This is a genomic window from Stenotrophomonas sp. YJH_SMC_53 (genome assembly GCF_059369995.1).
In genome coordinates this window covers 208,070-226,514 of the sequence record NZ_JCAFTF010000006.1, presented here as the reverse complement: position 1 = coordinate 226,514, position 18,445 = coordinate 208,070, and the positions used below count along the sequence as shown (strand labels likewise).

Below are 18,445 nucleotides of genomic sequence, written 5' to 3'. Positions count from 1 at the left end.
TACCACCACGTGAACGTGAAGGGCCTTTCATTCAAACCTGAATTCTTCATCTACGCAGCGACGGATGAACTGGAAGGCGTCTGTCGCGCCCCTGCATGCCTGCGCGCGCTCCTGGCCACTTAAAACGAGGGCATCCAGTTCCTCCCGCTCGCGTCTCCAGTATTCGGCCACACCGAGGTTGGAAGGGCGCAGGTGGCGCGCTCCGTACCCGGCATGAAGCTGCAACGCAGCGGCCATCTTCAACAGCACGGCCGCCCCCAGCGTCGAGCCCTCCGCCACGTAGCGCCAGCCCAGAACGGTCGCTTTCGAGAACACATGCGGCTGCGGTTGCCAGGCATGGGGTGCCGGCATGGAAGCGCCGAGGTCGCAAAGATCCTCCTCGATCAGCGGCAAGCGGGTCGCGCCCGGATCCTGCATCCGGTACAGCGGCGCAACAGTGCTATGGAAGTGCCATTGCACGCGCAGGAAGCAGAGGTAACGCTGGCGCGACGCGAAGATGTGTTGCTGCAACAGGTGCTGGTCGAGGCGATCGTGGGCCGCTCGGGTGTGCGCTTTCAGGGCGGCGCTGAGGGCAATGGGGTGATCGGGTTGTGCTGGCAATGTGGATGTAGGCATCGGCGCGCACCCTAGCAGATTTCGATGCAGAGACCGGTGCAGGTTTCGCGGCCAGCACATCTGCGCTGCACGCCAGCTAGACAGCGGCTGCCCTACGGTGACTGCAATTCCAACAGATGCCACGCCCGTGAACCTGCAGACCGCACCCGCGCCCCAGTACCGTATGCTCCCTGACAGCTGCCAATTTGAATTGCTGGATGTGGATGCACTGCAGGATCCAGCCAGTGGCCGGCTGCTGCACCTGTACTCGCTGGTAGCGCGTTGCCTTTCCTGCGAGACGATCTTCAAGGCAGAAGAAGGGCAGGGCCTGGTCAGCCATACTGCAGCGCGGGTGGTGCGGTGCCCCACCGGTTGCGGGCAGCAGGCGTTCAAGCCGGCCCTGCTGCGGACCTGGCGCCCACAGGCCGCGGCCCAGGCATGAACGCTGGATCCGCGTGTCACAGCAGCCCTGGATTGGCCCGCCAGACGGCGAAGTTGAGCGCCGAGGCGAACAGGATCCAGGCTAGGTAGGGAAGCAGCAGCACCGCCGCGGCCGGGCGGCTACGCGCAAACGCGACGATCGTCGCGCACACCAACACGATCAATACAAGAATGTCGGCGAAGGCAAGCGCGCCCAGCTTCCAGCCGAAGAACAGCCAGCTCCACAGTGCGTTGACGGCCAACTGCACCAGATAGAGCAGCAGCGCGGGTCGTGCCCCGCGCCAGCCACGTTCGCGCCAGGCCAGCCACGCGGCAACCGCCATCATGGCGTAGAGCAGCGTCCACACCGGACCAAAGACGCTGGCCGGTGGCGCCCATGCCGGAAGCGTGAGGGTAGCGTAGAAGCTTGCCGCGGACGTGGACGCCCATGCCCCCAGCGTGGCCGCGACGAAAGTGATTGCCACCCATCCCAGAAATCCGGAAACCTGTGAACTCCGCTTCATAGCGTGCAGCTCCCTGATGCTTGTGCTGCCTGTCTACGCACAGAGGCAGCGAATGGATGCAGGTTGCTGGCCTTCAATCTGAAGAACCGACGGCACCCGCTCCCTGGCTCGCTGGCAGCAGGGAAGGTCGCTGGTCAAACCACTCCCTTGCCTTCGCCAGGTGCCATTGGCGCTGGTCACCGTCCAGCTCGATCCCCGCGCCCAGCAGCCCCCACCGCAGATAGAGATCGCCGCGCTTGCGCTGGTCGAGCAGATCCAGCCGCGCGCGTACCGAAAGCCGATCGTTCTCGGCCTGGAGTCCATCAATGATCAGATGGCCCGGGCGCCAGCGCAGCGTCGCCCGGGCCTGCACCTGGCCGGAATCCAGCAGCGACAGGGTCCAGCGCGGGTAGTCGGTACGCTCTGCAAACAGTGCAAGCAACGGCCGGGCATCGCTGAGATCCAGGTCCGTGGTGGCATCGACCTGGAAGGGCGACTGCGCGTCGATGCGGCCACGCTTGAAGGCCACGCGACCTTTCCATGCGCTTGCCCGCTCTGCGCCCGCCACCTGCACATTGCGAAGTTCGACGGTGGTGCCGGACAGATCGAAATGACGCTGATTGAAGTCACCGCGGCGCAGTGTTGCCTTCACGTCGATGTCGCCGCCCATGTCCAGCCCTGCCACCTTGGCACTGGCATTGCGCCCCAGCAGCCGGGCAGTGCCATGGCCGACGCGTCCATCGGTGTCGAGCGTGGCATCGCCGCTCAGGCTGCCGGTGCCACGGAGCAGCCGCACCTGCGGCGAGCCCAGGTAGCGGTTGTAGGCGGCCAGGTCGGGAATGGTTGCCTGGCTGAATCGCAGGTGCGCGCGGACACCCTTGCGCAGCTCCTGCAGGCGACCATCGCCGCTCAGGTCCAGGGCCAGATCACGGCCGTCGAACAGGCGCACATCCTTGGCATCAGTTGGCCGAGCAGTGAATCGTGGCAGCCGGACAGCCAGCTGTGCCTGGCTGGGGCTGCCGGCCTTCAATTCGCCATGGGCGCTGGCCGTGCCCGCCAGTCGTACGCCCGCGACTTCGGCCACGGCTTCGGCGGCCGGAATGTCCACGGTGCTGCCTTCGATCAGTTCGCCGTTGCGCACGCGCAGGTCCGCCTTCAGCGTGCCGCCGCCGTCCAGCTGCAGCCACGGCTTGCGAACGAACAGGGCAGGGATCCAGTTGAGCGAAGTGAACGTCCATTCGCCGCGCACGGTACCAGAGCTGCGTTCCAGCAGCTGGGCGGGCTGCTGGAAGGGGATGTCCCGGCCACGGACGCGCAGATTCGCATCCACTTCACTGCCTGAGCCGGGCTTGGGCGGCAGGCGGGCCTGCAGGCGCAGGTCGTTGAACACATTGAGCTGCAGGGCCAGCACACCGCGATTGGGGGCACCATCACCCAGGTAGAGCGGCACCTGCCAGATCGCGCGGTCCCCGGGCTGCAGCTGGCCGTCGATCAGGTGCAGCGCCAGCTGCAGGCGTCCGGGCACGGGCGCGCTGGAGATCTTCGGCGTTGTGGCATCCGTGTCCATGCGCAGGCCCTGGCTGCGGGCGTCGACCTCAAGCTGGGCATGCAGCAGCTTCAACTTGGCCAGACCGGGCGCCTGGTCCCGATAGTGGCGCGGATAGCTGAAGCGCGCTGTGAGATCCATGTCGCCCAACAGCTGCACGCCGTCAAAACTGGTGTCCGCATCGCTGAACGCCACCTCGGATTCGAAGAGCTCCGACGGCCCGCCGCGCAGCTGCTTGAGAAAGCCCACCGTACCCCGGCCCTTGCCAATGATCAGCAACTTGCCAAAGCGTGCGCTGCGGATGCTGTCGCTGTGGATGGCGTCGAAACGGAGCGTCCAGCCGCGGTCGCTGCGCGGCGGTGGCGGGATGGCTTCTTCGACGCGGCTGATCTCGGCGGAAACCCCCGTCGCCTGCAAGCGCGGAACCCGCACCTCGCGCTGGAACAGGGGCAGCACCGCCAACCGGGCGCTGGCGCGCTCGGCATGCAGCACGTAGACCGTGTGGTTCACGTGGCCGCGCATGTGCACGTTCCAGGCGATGACATGGCCGGGCAGCAGCGTGATGGCCGGGCCGGTGGTCATCACGAACTTGTGCGGCTTGCGGTTGGTGACCTGATCGAACAGTGGCGTATTGAGGAAGATGTTGCCGGCCAGCAGGTACAGCAGATAGATGCCCAGCAGGACGTAGGCGGGGACGCGCCACCGTCGAAGCCGGTGCGGGATGTGCACGGAAACAGGAGACATCTACTGCTCTGAGAGCCGGAATTTCCACAACTATTACGGAGCCGATGGCGGTGGCGCGTGAAGCAGCTACGGGGCGGGTGCTGGATTCTGGTAGTGTCCGGCCTGGTCACGACCACAGATCTGCAGGAGACGCATGGAGATCCGGCCCGCCCGTGCAGGCGATTTCGACGCGATGTGGGGCATGTTCAAGACGGCCATTGCGGCGCAGGATGCGCTGCCCTTTGCTGGCTCTTTCGCTGTCGAGACGTTTCGCACGCATTGGTTCCAGGCCCAGGCACCTTATGTGGCCGTTCTGCAGGGCCGAGTGGTGGGCATGTACAAGATGGGCCCGAATTTCCCTGACCTTGGGGCGCATGTGGCCAGCGCCACGTATGTGGTGGATGCGCCGGCACAAGGGCAAGGTGTGGGCCGGGCCCTGGTGGAACACAGCCTGGAGCGGGCGAGGGCGGAAGGATTCCTGGCCATGCAGTTCAATTACGTGGTCAGTACCAATGCCCCGGCCGTGGCGCTGTACCGGAAGCTGGGGTTCGATGTGGTGGGAACGCTACCGAAGGCGTTCCGGCATGGGACGCTGGGCTTGGTGGATGTCTTTGTGATGCACACGTTCCTGTGATGCGATGCGCTGGTCGCACGTGGTCGGCGATATCCAGCCGAGGCTGGCTGCACAATTCCTGAGGATGTCCCTTGAATCCATTGGTACAGTTTTTGCTGAGTCTGCTGGCGGGCGCGTTCCTCTTTCTGTTGGCTGTGGGGCACGACTACTGGAAGCGCCTGCGTTGGCTCTTCGGATGGGATCCCAATCTGGGCCATGAATCTGCAGACAAGCTCATTTCCATCGCCAACAGGACGGTGCTGGTGACGGCCGCCTTGCTGTTGGTCTGGGCGGTGACAGGCCCATCCCCGTACCGGAGGAACTGGGAGATGGAGGTTTGGGGTTTGGCGGCCGGCACGTTGATTGCGTATGTGACGCTCATCCTCAGCGCATCGACGCGGGCCCGCGCCTAGATGGCATGGAACTCGCCGGCATGGAACGAGCCGAATAGCGTGACGCGTCACGACCAGTGAGTGGCTACGGCTGGGGTGCCAGAACGCGCTCCTGAGGCCTCGGTCGTTGGTGCCGAATCGGCGAAAGCGCTCTTGCCAGGCGGGCGTGCAGCCACGGCAAGATCAGCGGCAAAACTACCCCCGCAAAGCTGTCTTTACCGGTCACTGTCAGATCCGCAAGATCCTTTGCCATTCCTGCAGAGGTTGAGGGAAGCCCAAAGGGCGGTGTTGCACGCTCGGAGTTTGAAGAATTTCATCTTGTTGATTTGTAAGGACGGGGTCCTCGGAATGCACCAAGATGGCGCACGGATCACTGTGGGCAAGTTGGACATTGAACAATCCTAGGTTGTGACTTTGGTGCATTGCCAATGCAGTGCTCTCAAGTTGGGGCAATGCCAATGGAGGGTCAGGTAACTCCTCAGTCGGAATGGCTCTAGCCTTGTTGCGCGCTATGCAAGTGACATAGCCAGTTCTGGGTTGTCTCCCCAGTTCAAGATCGCAATTGGTGTGGGCGACCGGTAGCGCTCGGGGATCCTGTGCCATTCACGTTCAAGCAGTGCCATGTGAGGGCCCCTCCAGAGCAGCTGCTGATGGTGCGGTAGAAGGTTCGTCGGCTTGTCATCGATGATGGCTGGCGCTGCGGCCAGGGAGGCTCGGGCTAGCGGCCATTGTTTCGGCCAGAACCGACATGAGCCGAGGGGCGGTGCGCGGAACGGAACTCGCGCATGACCTGCTTGCGGTGCCATACTCCAGTCAGCTCAGTCATGGAAAGGCGTGGTGCTTATGAAGGCAAGGACTCTCCCCGTGATGCTCTTCGTGCTAACAGCGGCAGCCGCCTGCGGAAAGGCAGGCCCATCACAGGAACTGGCGGCGATCAGCCCCGTTTCGCTGCAGTCCCTGACGATTGATAGCGGGGATGCGCATGGCTCAGTGCGCACACGACCCTTCACCGTGCAGGACAATCTGACCGTCGATGTCGTGCTGAATACGGTGCCGCCAGAGAACGCCGGCCAACTCCAGGCGCGTTTCATCAACCTGGCCACAGGCCAGGTTGCGTCCTCTGCATCCGAGACTGCCACCACCAAGCAAGCTAGATTGACACTTGCGCCAACGAACGCGCGGGAGTGGGAGCCGGGTCGGTATCTGCTCGAAGTCAGTGTCGGCGACACTTTGCTGACCACGCGTGATATTGATATCAACGAGCCGGCGCCTGCCCACTAATTCTCGGTGGACAGGGCGCGCAGGAAGGCGGTCAGTTGCGCCTGCTCAGTAACCGTCAGGTTCACGGCGCGGCCTCGCCCCAAGCTGCGGTAGTAGATTTCACGCTCTACCGCCTTGTCGAGGGTCGCCACGCTCCCGTCATGCATGTACGGCGCTGTGCGTGCGACGTTACGCAGACTGGGAGTGCGGAACGCACCCAGATCAGGCGGTCTCCGAGTCACTGCAAAGCGACCAAGCTCCGCAATCTCCCGCTCGGAGAGCACAAGTTCACCCAAGGGCTGCCCCGTGCGCGTGGACTGTTCAAGCCGCCCCAGCAATGCAGTTACGTCCCCGGCGATCTGCTCAAACCCAACGCCGGCGTGATGGAACCTCTGGTCAGTCAACGCGGCCGGATCTCCAGCAAGCAGGTGGCATTCCGTACAGGCTGCCTTGCCAGCAAACAGTGCAAGACCAGCGCGCTCATCCATGCTTAGAAGTGAAGGTTCACCGATGCTGCGGTCGTAGCGTGTCGGTTGCCGTGGCAAAGATCGTAAGTACTGCGTAAGGCCCTCAGCGATGTCTGATTGATTCAGAGGGCGACCCTGCGCAAAACGCGCGTAGCGCTCCTGGGTGTTGATCTGTTTAAGCAGCGCAGCTTCGTCAGGCAATCCCATCTCCCTGGGATTAGTGAATGCTTGCAGCGCCACCACCTTGAGTTCGCTTTCCCGGCCGTCCCAGAACAACGTGGAGTAGGCAGTTGCATCAGAGAGGTCTGGGGCGTTTCGTGTGCCAGGCACGCCACGGACGCCGATTGAGACACCCTGGCCATCTGTGAATGACTTCGAGGGAACGTGGCAGTTCGCACAGCTGATGGTTCCATCGGCACTCAGACTTTGATCGAAGAACAGCTCCCGCCCCAAGGCGATTGAGGTCGCGTCCCCGTTGGTGTCGGAGCTCGGCGGGGAGAGGCCGCATCCCGTAAGTCCGCTCATGGCGAAAAACATGACGGATGTCACAAGAATGGTCTGAAGTATTCCACTCAACGCCATGCGCTCCATCGCCCTGGATGTCGTTACTTGACACGCCCTTGGAAATTATGCAACTACTATTGAAGCTGTGGAACTGCCAATGGAAGGCATGCCGGGCCACGCAAGCGGGCTCACGTGCTGTCGTTGAACAACATGTGCACTAGCAGACGGGACCAAGGGATATGGACGTTCCGCAATACCGCGTTTCACGACGTGCTAGCTGGCTCTATGCGCTTCTCGGTGCGCGCAGCTTTGGGCCCAGTGCTGTGCGCCGTATCGGGCTGCGCATTGCTGGCTTCGTTGCCCTGCTGCTGGGAAGCGAATCGACTTTGGCTGCCGACTACGTGTACGACGCCAACGGTCGCCTTATCGCGGTGACCAATAGCGCCGGCGACACGGCGCGTTATCACTACGACACGCTGGGTAACATCAAGCGGGTTGAACGCCTGGCGTCTGGCGCGCTCGCCATATTTGATTTCGCACCACGTCACGGCGGCGCAGGAGACCGGGTCACGCTGAAAGGGCGGGGATTCAGCGCTGCGCCGGCGCAGAACACCGTTCACTTCAATGGAGTGCCTGCCAGCGTCATCGCCGCCAGTGGAGGCAGTCTGACAGTCACCGTTCCCTCGGCGGCCACCACTGGTGTGCTGACCGTTACCGTGGGTGCGCAGACGGCAAGCAGCGACGTGCCATTCGTCGTTGATGCACAACCTCGCGCCCCGCTCATCACCGCAGTCAGCCCTCACATCACCACAACCGGGGGCGCGCTGACCATCAGCGGGCAGTCATTGCTCCCGCTCGCCGGGCAGACCAGTGCGCGCCTCGGCATGGCCCCACTGTCCCTGGAACAGGCTAGCAACACCGCACTTCAGGCCCCGGTTCCAAGTGGCGCGAGCAGCGGCAGAGTCCGGGTCACCACACCGTATGGAAGCGCAGTGAGTACGGACGACGTACTCGTTGTACCGCCGGGAATCGACGAGTCGACGATTGGAGCTGTGAAACGACTGGCTGTTGATGGCCAACTCAACGATCTTTCGACGACTGCCGCCGGTCAAGGCGTTGCCATCCTGTTCGATGCGCAGGGCGGGGACTACATCAGCGCCCAATTTTCCGCACTGGCCAGCGAGCTCAACTTTGCTCTCTATGGAGTCGGCAACAAACGCCTGGCCTCCGGCACAGTCTCGGCCAACTCGCCAAGTTTCCACATGCCTGCATTGAAGTCTGCGGGCACTCACCTGCTGGTGCTGACTCCCAAGGCGGGGCCGCTGGCATGGAAGCTGCAGTTGGAGCGGTCCGCCGTCCTGGATGTTGATGGCACGCTGCAGGAGGTAAGTACGAGCGTTGCAGCACAGAGTCGTCGACTGGTGTTCGACGCTCGCAAGGGAGTGCCGTTGGGGCTGGGTTTGGCGGAGAAGACCGGTCCTCCAGCGTGGGGTTCGGCAACAGTGACTGTGCAGGGGCCTGATGGAGGGCAGGCTGGATTCCAGCAGTGCACGCAGGCCAACAACGGATGCAGCCTCAATCTCTCGGCCCTGAGTACGGGCAGGCACGCAATTCTGATAGCACCTGCAGCGTCAGGCACTCGCCTGTTGGCCTTCCAGGCAGCGTTGTCCACTGACTCGCAGCACACTTTGGCGCGCGCCACGCCGTTGCCCATTTCCCTTTTGCGCCCTGGGCAGAATGCAAGGCTGAGCTTCACCGGAACGGCAGGTGAGGTGCTTGGACTCTTGGTTGCTGGTCAGACGACCCTGCCCGCAGGTCGCAATGTCTACTATCGGGTTCACCATCCAGATGGAACCCTCTGGAAGTCCCTAGCCGTAGCAAGTGGAATGGTAATGAACCTGGCCCTTCCAGCCACCGGCACCTATGACGTCGTGATCGACGCTGGATACGGGGAAACAGTTGCAACGGAAGTACTGTTGAGTGCCGGTGAGGGAAGTCCCTTCATTGATGGCGCCACTTCAACTCACGCACTTTCGCGGGCAGGGGAGGCTGCATATTTCCAGATCAACGCATCCCAAGAGGATTCTCTGGGCCTTGGTATCAGCAACCTGATCATCGCGGACGGCAGCGGCGTGGTTGTGAATGTGTATCGTCCCAATGGCGTCCTGTTGGCTAACACAACCTGTCACCTGGCGAATTCCGGTTGCGATCTGAACCTGTCGTCGCTGGAAGCGGGCGTTCATGGCGTGGAAGTCGTGCCCCTGGATTCAACCCAGACCATGACGTTCAACGCAACCGTGTCCCGCGATCTTGTGGTGAACATGACACGTGGCACACCAACTGCTCTGGTCTTGCCTCGCCACGGCCAGAATGCACGCCTGGTCTTTCCAGCATCTGCCAGCGAAGTGATTGCTCTCAAGATCACAGCGCAAACCACAGAGCCAATGGGAGCGGGCGTGTACTTCCGGGCGCTTCGTCCGGATGGCACGACCATCGCTTCCGGCTACGCTGCGGGCGAGAAAACCCTGTTGATAGACACCAATGTCGCCGGCACGTACCAGGTCTTTGTTGACCCGGAACACGGTGCAACTACGACGTCAACGCTGACCCTGGAAGCGGGCGTTCTGGGTGAAATGGAGCAGGACGGCAGCATAGGGGAATATCAAAGCGCTGCAGGCAAGGACGTGTCCTTCACCATCAATGCGGTGGCAGGAAAGCACCTTGGCTTTGGCGTCAGTCATCTGAGCGTCAACAATGGCACGCACGTCCGGATATATGCCTACGCGCCAAGCGGTGCCAGTGTGGGCAACGAAACATATTGCTATGTGAACAATGGCGGTTGCGACGTACAACTTTACAACCCTGTGAGTGGAACCTACAGCATCGTCATGCGCCCGGTGGGTACGACTCAGACGATGAAGTTCCGGGCTACGCTTTCGTCAGCGCTGCGCTCCACTCTTTCGCGGGATGTACCATTCAATCTGAGCCTGGATCGGCGTGGCCAGGATGCCTTGCTGGCGTTCAGCGGCATGGCTGGTGAGACCGTGGCCTTCCAGATCTCGGGTCAATCCACCGTACCTGCAGCCAGGACGGTTGCTTATCGGGTCTATAAGCCCAGCGACCGTAGGGCGGGCTATCACATCGCCAGCATCCTTCCGGAAACGGGCGGGGCAGTGAATATTCGCCTGCCTGAGAGTGGCGAGTACTGGGTATACGCTGATCCTGAATTTGGAGCAGCCGCGAGTGCCAGGGTCACACTGTCCACCGGCACCACCAGTGGCATGGTACTGGATGGTGCGGCGGCGGCCTTTGTCGCAGATCAGCCCGCGCAATCCGCACATTACAGCTTCACTGCGGCGGCGGGCCAGCATCTTGGCTTTGCCGTCAGTGACCTGGCGGTTTCTGATGGCACGCATGTCCGGATATACGCCTATACCCCCAACGGGGACAGCTTCCAGGATGATTCGTATTGCTATGTCGAGCGGGGCGGTTGTGACATCGACATCTTCAATCCGGTTCCGGGTACCTATAGCGTGGTGCTGGTGCCATCCGTGCCAGGGCAGCGCATGCAATTTACCGCGACGCTGTCCAGTAGTGCACCGGCTGAACTGATTCGTGACAGCCCAAGCCAGATGACGCTTTCGCGTCGCGGCCAGGACGGGGTGCTCACCTTCAATGGCACTCAGGGTGAGACCGTGGCACTGCAGGTGGCAGGCCAAGCGACCGCACCCGCTGGCAACAGCGTGCGTTACCGCATTTACAAGCCGAGTGATCGAAGGTCCGGATACTTCTTCGGCTCGATCACGCCACTTGCCGGCGGTTCGTTGAACATGTCGCTGCCAGAGACTGGCACGTACTGGGTATGGGCCGATCCTGACAATGGCGCAACCGCCAGCGCACAGGTCACGCTTTCCTCGGGGACCACTAGTGGCCTGTCCCAGAGCGGCGGATCAGTACCTGTGGAAACCATCCTTCCTGGACAGACGGTCTACTTCAGATTCAATGCCGTTGCTGGCCAGCATCTTGGCTTCGGCCTGAGCGATCTGGTTGTAAGCAGTGGGACGCAAGTTCGGATCTACGCCTACGCACCCAATGGCAGCAGCATCCAGGATGACTCGTACTGCTATGTTGCCGATGGAGGGTGCGACATCGACATCTACAACCCGACCGCGGGTACTTACAGTGTCATGATCGTTCCGGAGCACGGCGACCAAGCAATGCAGTTCAATGCAACGCTTTCGTCCAGCAGGGGTATTTCACTGGAGCGCGATGTTCCTGCGGTACTCGATCTGACGCGCCGCGGTCAGGATGGGCTGATCACGTTCAGCGGCACGCAGGGGGAAAGCTTGGCCTTCCAGGTGGCTGGGCAGACAACGGTGCCCGGAGATCGTCAGGTGATCTATCGGGTCTACAAGCCGAGCGATCGGCGGAGCGGCTACTACATCCATTCGGTCAGTCCGCAGACCGGCGGTTCGATCAACATGGTACTGCCGGAGACGGGTACGTATTGGATATGGGCTGATCCAGTCAAGGGGGCAGCATCCCGTTCGCACGTGACACTTTCCACCGGAACGGCCAGTGGTATGGAGCGCGATGGAGCAGTGGCTCAGTTCATTTCGGCTCATCCCGGACAGTCAGCCCATTTCCGCTTCAATGTGGCAGCTGGTCAGCACCTGGGCTTCGGGATCAGCGACTTAGCGGTCAGTAGCAACAACCATGTGCGCATCTACGCATACGCCCCCAATGGCGACAGCGTGGGCGATGTCTCTTACTGCTACGTCGCTGATGGCGGCTGCGACATTGATATCTATAACCCTACCTCCGGAACATATAGCGTCATCGTCTCGGCGACGGAGCCAGGACAGACCATGCAGTTCAAGGCAGGGTTGAGCAGCAGCATCAGCCCTGCACTCGCTCGGGATGTTTCACTGAATCTGCAATTGGATCGTCGTGGCAAGGATGCAGTAATGACCTTCACCGGGACTGCAGGGGAGTCGGTAGCCCTGCTTGTTGCCGGGCAATCCACCACGCCATCGGCGAAGACGGTTCGATATCGGATATACAAGCCCAGTGATCGGCGTCGCACCTACGAGGTCGGCGTCATCACGCCGACATCGGGAGGGTCGATCAATCTGGTTCTGCCAGAGTCTGGAACGTACTGGGTCTGGGCAGATCCAGACAACGGTGCCACTACCAATGGGCAGGTTACCTTGTCCACCGGCGGATTGAACCCGCTGGTTGTGGATGGCCCGGATACCCAGTTTGCCTCTAGCCAACAGGGTCAGTCGGCGCATTTCCGATTCCAGGCAACGGCGGGGGGGAACCTCGGGTTCGCCATCAGTGGCCTGACCCTCAGCGAAGGGAATCACGTCCGTGTGTACGCGTACTCTCCCAGTGGCGCCAGCATTGCTGACACGTCGTACTGCTATGTCAGCGACGGGGGCTGCGATATCGATTTCTACAACACCGTGGCCGGGGACTACAGCATCCTGGTCCAGGCAGTGGCGCCAGGACAGACGATGCAGTTCAGTGCAACGTTGTCGTCCAACATTGGGATCGCCCTGCAACGCGGGGTTGGTGCTCCTCTCGCGTTGTCGCGTCGCGGTCAGGATGGCCTGCTGACCTTTGCGGGTGCGCAGGGCGAAAAGGTCACGCTGCAGGTGGCAGGGCAGGCCACGCAGCCCGCCGGAGGTCGCGTCGTCTATCAGATTTTCAAGCCCAGTGATCGGCGCCGCGGATATGCGATAGGAACGACCGGGCCGACGACCGCCTCAAGCCTGAACCTTACGTTGCCGGAGACGGGAACGTACTGGATCCTGGCGGATCCGGATCTCGGAAGGTCCGCCAACGCGACCGTTTCCGTCTCGAACTCGCCCTGAGCGCAGCAGCGAAGAGATCAACGACTATGAAGAATGGAATCTCCAAGGTCCGGGCAGTCAGGACAGGTCGGCCCAAGGTGTTCATCACTGGGTTGCTACTGGGTGCACTGTCAATGGCCAGTTCGCTCTGGCATCTTGATGCAGGCCTGCTGCCCCCCGCACAAGCACGTGCAGCGGATGCAAGTGCCAGTGACGTATGGCAGCCGTTGCCGGGACGGGAGCAGCGAACACAGCTCAATGATGGGCGTTGGTTGACGTTGAATGCTGCTGGAACCCGGCTTCTGAAAGGGGAAGGCAGTCCAAGGGGAGCGGCCAAGGCCACTGTCCTGCCCGCAGTGCGGCTCAATCCGAGCTTGACACTGCTTCCCAGTGGTCGGGTTCTTGTCTGGGGAGGGACCGACAACAACGGAACCCTGCACCGTGACGGGCTCTGGTATGACCCTGTAAAAGATGAGCTCGCGCCAGCTGATGAGCTGACGCTGTCGCCACGCGCGGGTCACACGGCAACGGTGCTTACAGACGGCAGCGTGCTGTTCGCCGGCGGAGATATCGGTGTTGAGGGGATGCCTGCCGAGCTGTGGAACGAGCGCAGCAACCGTACGCTCGCTCTCGGTGATGAAACCAGCATCGCGCGCCGCGGGCACGCCGCACTGCTGCTAAGTGATGGTCGGGTGCGCCTTGCTGGGGGCGTTGATCGACGTGGCACTCAGCAGAATGCTGAACTGATCTACAGCCAGCAGGATGGGCGATTCTCCAACGCGCTTGCACATCAGGATCGTCAGCAGGCGGGGCTGGGGGGATCGATTCCCGCCCAAGGCAGCAGGGACGTATTGCCCTCACAGCGTTTGTCAGTGCGCTTCACCCAGCCCATCAACATGGCCGACTTCTCCGCGACGTCGGTCACTCTGATTGGTCCTGGCGGATCTACCCCCATCGAGGTGATGCCGGTCGAAGGCGGCCGGCTCCTGTTTGTGTCACCGAAGCGGTCGCTGTTCCCTGCTTCACACTACACCTTGATGATCGATGGTGTGCGTACCACGGAGGGCAAGGCGCAGCCGTTGGTGGCGCTCGATTTTGGAACCGCTGCCCTCGATGCCTCAGGAGGTACGGTTGATCAGGGCGGTACCGATGTGGAGCCAGCAGGTGAGCGGGTCACTACTGGTCAGGCGGGGAACCAAGCCAACTGCGAGCAGGCGGCCAACGGCTACCAACCTTGCCGCGCGCGTGGCGTGGTCGAGAGCGGTGTCTGGTATCCGGGGCGCGACAACACCGATAACCGCTGGCGGATCTATGGCGGGGACAAGCGTGTCGAGCCTGCCGCGTACTCAGCCGCGATGGCAGCACGCTACAAGGTGACTGCCCTGCGCGGCCGGGTAGTTCGAGTGGACCAGATGCCGGTTGCAAACGTGGAAGTCAGCGTTGGTAGTATCTCGACCCGAACCAATGCTGACGGCTGGTTCGCGTTGTTTGACTTGCCCACGGGCCATCAGGAATTGTACGTCGACGGAAGCACAGCCAATGTCGGCGATGATCAGTATGGACAGTTCGTAGTTGGTGTAGAGGTCAAGGCTGGGCAGCTGAACGAGCTGCCGTACCTGATGCATCTGCCCAAGATCAGTGCACGCGACAAGGTGCGAATTGCCTCGCCGCTGAGGCAAGACCTGATTGTCAGCCATCCAGACATCCCTGGGCTGGAGTTGCACATCCCCAAAGGCACGGTCATCCATGATCGCAAGGGGCGACTGGTCAACGAAATCGCCATCGTTCCGACGCCGGTCAACAGGGCGCCGTTCCCGGTGATGGAAAACCACCCTATGGCGTTCACGGTGGAGCCTGGCGCCGCCCAGGTGCGAGGCCTGGATCCCAATGTCCGCAATGGTATCCGCGTCTACTACCCAAACTACGACAGCTACAAGAAGGGCACTGAAGCCGACTTCTGGATCTACGATCCGACGGATGGCTGGCGGGTGTATGGGCGCGGCACGGTATCCAATGATGGGCGCCACTTTGTGCCCGAACAGGGCGTGGCTCTGCACGAGACGATGGGGGGCATGTACAGCGTCCCGGGTGGCAATGGAGCCAGTGAGCTTGGGTTGGCCCCTGACAACTCCGGTCAATGTGGGTGTAGCGGTGACGCGGCCGTGGCTGGCGATCCCATTGATCTGAAGACCGGTGAGTTCACACACGCGGAAACCGATGTAGCCATCGATGATGTGGTGCCCATCACGGTGGGGCGCAATTACCGGCCGAACGACCTCAAGCGCGGTGTGTTCGGCATCGGCATGTCGTGGAACTGGGGCTACACCCTCAATCGTCCCAATACCGCCAATTACGACGTGCTGGAGTTGGTGCAGCCCAATGGCTCGGCAGTTCGGTTCGATAGAATCTCCGGCACTGGCAATCAGGGGGAGTGGCGCCAAGCCGGCTCCAATACACGCTTCGCCGGCGCACTGATAAAGACGGTTTATGATTCGGACCCAACCCAGCCTTGGGGACGCGCGTTCCTGCTTACGCTTCGTGATGGCTCACGCATGCAGTTCTCAAGCTGGAACGACATCCGCGTGCGCTGGATTGAGGACCGTCACGGTAATCGGACGTCGCTTCTCTACAACGCAGGCCTGGTGTCGGAAATCACCTCGCCCAGCGGGCGTTCCGTCACCATTGCCTACGACGGCAGCAATCGCATCAAATCGCTGCGGGACCACACCGGTAGGGAATGGTCTTATACCTACGACAGCAATGGGCTGCTCTCAAGGGCAACCTATCCAGATGCTACCTCCCGTCAATACACCTTCCAGACCCGCATACAGAACGGGAGTGTCGTACAGCACCGAATTGAATCGATCACCAACCAGCGTGGGCATCGCCTGCTACTGAATCAGTTCGAGGTGGTCAACGGTGTTTCGACTGGCCGGGTGATCAAGCAGATCCAGGCCGATGGCGGCGAGATCAACGTGAACTACGCTCATGTCGACAATGGTGTGACCGGCACCCTGGTTACCGAGGTTGACGGCAGCAAGCGCAGGATCGTATTCGCCCAGGGGACGCCGTACCCGGCATCGGAAACGTTTGCCTATGGGACCGCCGATGCGCAGACCTTCACCTACGAGCGCAACAGCAATGGCCAGTTGATTCGTAGCACAGATCCGTTGGGGCGGAAGACGGAGTACACCTACAACAACGATGGCCAAACCACGCAGATCACCGCGCTGGCCGGCACCAGTAAGGCGCGCACGGTCAGCATGGCGTACAACGCTGATGGTGATTTGACGACCATCACTGATCCATTGAACCGCGTGACTAAGCTGGGCTACCACAACCGTTGCCTCAGTTCGGTAACCGATCCGCTCAACCGTACTGCGACTTATCGCTGCAACGCAGCAGGCCAGATGGTAAGCGCGACCGATCCGCTGCAAAGGACCCTGCAGCTCCATTACGACGGATACGATCTTGTCGGCGTCACTGATCCTCTAGGCCGGCGTACCAGCTATCGTTTTGATTCTCTGGGGCGTTTGATCGCGACCGAAGACCCACTGGGTAATGTCGTGCGCCGCGAGTACGACATCATGGGGCGTGTCAGGAAGCTGCTGGATGCGCACGGAGCAGGGGTTGAGTACGGCTACGACGCCAACGGGAACGTTGATGCCGTGCTGCTGCCCAACGGCAACGGCATCACCTACACCTATGACAGTCGCGATCGTCCGCTGACGCGAACCGATGCCTCAGGCAAGGTGGAGCAGTGGACCTACGACCTGTCCGATCGTGTCACCAGCTACACCGATCGCATGCAGCGCAGCGTCACCAACACGTATGACGTGCTGGGACGACCGAAGACAACCACCTTCCCTGACGGATCCACAGCTACTTATTCCTACGATGCCGGCAATCGAATCCGCACGCTCACCGATACCGGTGCGGTTGGTGCGCTGAGCTGGGACTACGATGAATCTGACGCGCTGATCGCCGAGTCCAGCCCTCAGGGGACAGTGGGATATGCCCATGACCTCGTAGGCCGACGCACAGAAATGCGCGCGGCGGCACAGGCCAAAGTCAGCTACACCTATGACGCAGCTGACCGTCTTCGTCAGCTTGATCAGGGCGTGGAATCGGTCCAGTTTACCTACGACGGCGCTGACCGTCTGAGCAATCTGACCCTGCCCAACGGCATCGAAGTAGCCCAGAGCTATGACGCCGGCAACCAGCTCACAGGCCTGGCGTGGCAGAAGCCTGGTCAACAGGCGATCGGCACCTTGGGCTTCGGATATGACAGCAACGGCCAGATCATCAACCAGAGCGGCAGCTTTGCAAGTCAGACCCTGCCTGCCGCGACTACAGGCGCGAGCAGCTTCGATGATGCGAACCGCCAGCTGACGCACAATGGCCGCACGCTGAGCTACGACGACAACGGCAATCTCACAAGCGATGGCGTCCGCAGCTACGTGTGGAACGTGCGCAACCAGCTGGTGGAGATACGGGAAGGGGCCAGCATTGTGGCCACATTCGGCTATGACCCGCTGGGCAGACGTGTCGTTCGTACCGAAGCGGGTATCACCACCCAGTACCTGTATGACGGCCAGAATGCCGTGCAGGAGACAGTCGGAAGCACGGTCAACCCGATACTGACTGGCCTCGGCGTTGATCAGCGCTTCGCCCGCAATGACGCGGGCGGGAGGGCCTACTATCTGACCGACCACCTGGGCAGTACGCGGGGCCTGACCAATGGGGCCGGCGAGCTGCTGCAGCGCTACGACTACACGCCCTATGGGCAGTTGCAGGCTTCTGCAGGGAACTCCAACAACCCCTACCGCTACACAGGGCGGGAGCAGGACGAAAGCGGGCTCTACTACTATCGCGCGCGCTACTACAGCCCGGACATGGGCCGGTTCATCAGCGAAGATTCCTATGGCTTCGCGTCAGGGGATGTGAACTTCTACGCCTACGCTCTGGGTAACCCGATCAGTTACAGCGATCCTTCGGGGCATATCGCTTGGTTTGTCGTGCTGCCGCTGATATGGGCTGGGATAGAAATTGCCCTATCGATCTATGATGCGGTTGAGACAGGAAAGACACTTCTAGATCCTTGTGAAACCACAGAAACAAAAGTAATTTCAGCTATATCATTTGGTATCGGACTTGCGGCGCCAGGTGGTGGCTATGGAACTGCAGCAAAAGGCGTAGTCAAAAGGCTTGGGCCCAAGGGGGTTGTGCGCGGACATCACAACGCAAACGTGATGGTAAGAGGAGCGGACGGGCAAATAATCAGCCATGAAAGACTGGTAAGCGGCAACATGACGCCCGCGGAGAAGGCGCTAGGCTTCCCCCGCAATACGCTGGCATCACATACTGAAGCTCGCGCTGTAACTCATACGCCGCTCAGAAGAGGCGACACAATGACCATCACTGGTGAGCGGCCCCCTTGCCCTTCTTGCAAGGGGTACATGAATCGCGCTGCTCAAGAGACGGGTGCCACGGTAAGATACCAGTGGCGGGAGGGTGGCCAAACTAGGCGCTGGACGACTGGCGGACAATAATGAGGATCAGGCG

Annotated in this window: 10 protein-coding genes; 6 read left to right on the top strand and 4 right to left on the bottom strand. The window is 61.4% G+C overall.

The features are described 5' to 3' along the window. Nucleotides 1-27 precede the first annotated feature (27 nt). Complete coding sequence (locus tag AC5P7X_RS11805) at nucleotides 28-615, bottom strand: biliverdin-producing heme oxygenase (protein WP_495214873.1); 588 nt, start codon at nucleotides 613-615, stop codon at nucleotides 28-30. 127 nt (nucleotides 616-742) lie between these two features. Here AC5P7X_RS11805 and AC5P7X_RS11800 point away from each other — a divergent pair, with 127 nt between their 5' ends. Then, nucleotides 743-1,036: a hypothetical protein gene (locus tag AC5P7X_RS11800; RefSeq protein WP_235648141.1), complete on the top strand. Its 294-nt coding sequence runs from the start codon at nucleotides 743-745 to the stop codon at nucleotides 1,034-1,036. A gap of 16 nt (nucleotides 1,037-1,052) precedes the next feature. On the opposite strand, the gene AC5P7X_RS11795 is transcribed toward AC5P7X_RS11800, so the two are convergent. Together AC5P7X_RS11795 and AC5P7X_RS11790 are read right to left on the bottom strand one after the other, a co-directional pair. Next, nucleotides 1,053-1,538, bottom strand: a complete 486-nt coding sequence (locus AC5P7X_RS11795) for a TspO/MBR family protein (RefSeq protein WP_235648142.1) — start codon at nucleotides 1,536-1,538, stop codon at nucleotides 1,053-1,055. A 73-nt stretch (nucleotides 1,539-1,611) separates the two neighbouring features. Next, complete coding sequence (locus AC5P7X_RS11790; protein ID WP_495214872.1) at nucleotides 1,612-3,807, bottom strand: AsmA family protein; 2,196 nt, start codon at nucleotides 3,805-3,807, stop codon at nucleotides 1,612-1,614. Between the two features lie 133 nt (nucleotides 3,808-3,940). Here AC5P7X_RS11790 and AC5P7X_RS11785 point away from each other — a divergent pair, with 133 nt between their 5' ends. The 3 genes from AC5P7X_RS11785 to AC5P7X_RS11775 all read left to right on the top strand — a co-directional run bounded on the left by AC5P7X_RS11785 (nucleotide 3,941) and on the right by AC5P7X_RS11775 (nucleotide 6,072). Then, the gene (locus AC5P7X_RS11785) at nucleotides 3,941-4,420 is read left to right on the top strand and encodes a GNAT family N-acetyltransferase (protein WP_206620806.1); all 480 of its coding nucleotides are present in this window, start codon (nucleotides 3,941-3,943) and stop codon (nucleotides 4,418-4,420) included. 71 nt (nucleotides 4,421-4,491) lie between these two features. Beyond that, nucleotides 4,492-4,812 (top strand): hypothetical protein, encoded by a 321-nt coding sequence (locus AC5P7X_RS11780; protein ID WP_206620807.1) that lies wholly within the window; start codon nucleotides 4,492-4,494, stop codon nucleotides 4,810-4,812. Between the two features lie 843 nt (nucleotides 4,813-5,655). Further along, a complete protein-coding gene (locus AC5P7X_RS11775) occupies nucleotides 5,656-6,072 on the top strand; it encodes a hypothetical protein (RefSeq protein WP_146146946.1) in 417 nt (138 codons plus the stop codon). On the opposite strand, the gene AC5P7X_RS11770 is transcribed toward AC5P7X_RS11775, so the two are convergent. After that, nucleotides 6,069-7,043 carry a cytochrome-c peroxidase gene (locus AC5P7X_RS11770; protein ID WP_495214871.1) on the bottom strand — a complete coding sequence of 325 codons (975 nt, stop codon included), beginning with the start codon at nucleotides 7,041-7,043 and terminating at the stop codon, nucleotides 6,069-6,071. The two genes, AC5P7X_RS11775 and AC5P7X_RS11770, sit on opposite strands and share 4 nt — an antisense overlap. A 218-nt stretch (nucleotides 7,044-7,261) precedes the next feature. Here AC5P7X_RS11770 and AC5P7X_RS11765 point away from each other — a divergent pair, with 218 nt between their 5' ends. Continuing rightward, a complete protein-coding gene (locus tag AC5P7X_RS11765; protein WP_346607212.1) occupies nucleotides 7,262-12,901 on the top strand; it encodes an IPT/TIG domain-containing protein in 5,640 nt (1,879 codons plus the stop codon). A 113-nt stretch (nucleotides 12,902-13,014) separates the two neighbouring features. Further along, entirely contained in the window at nucleotides 13,015-18,432 is a 5,418-nt protein-coding gene (locus AC5P7X_RS11760; protein ID WP_495214870.1) for an RHS repeat-associated core domain-containing protein, read from the top strand. Nucleotides 18,433-18,445: the final 13 nt, after the last annotated feature.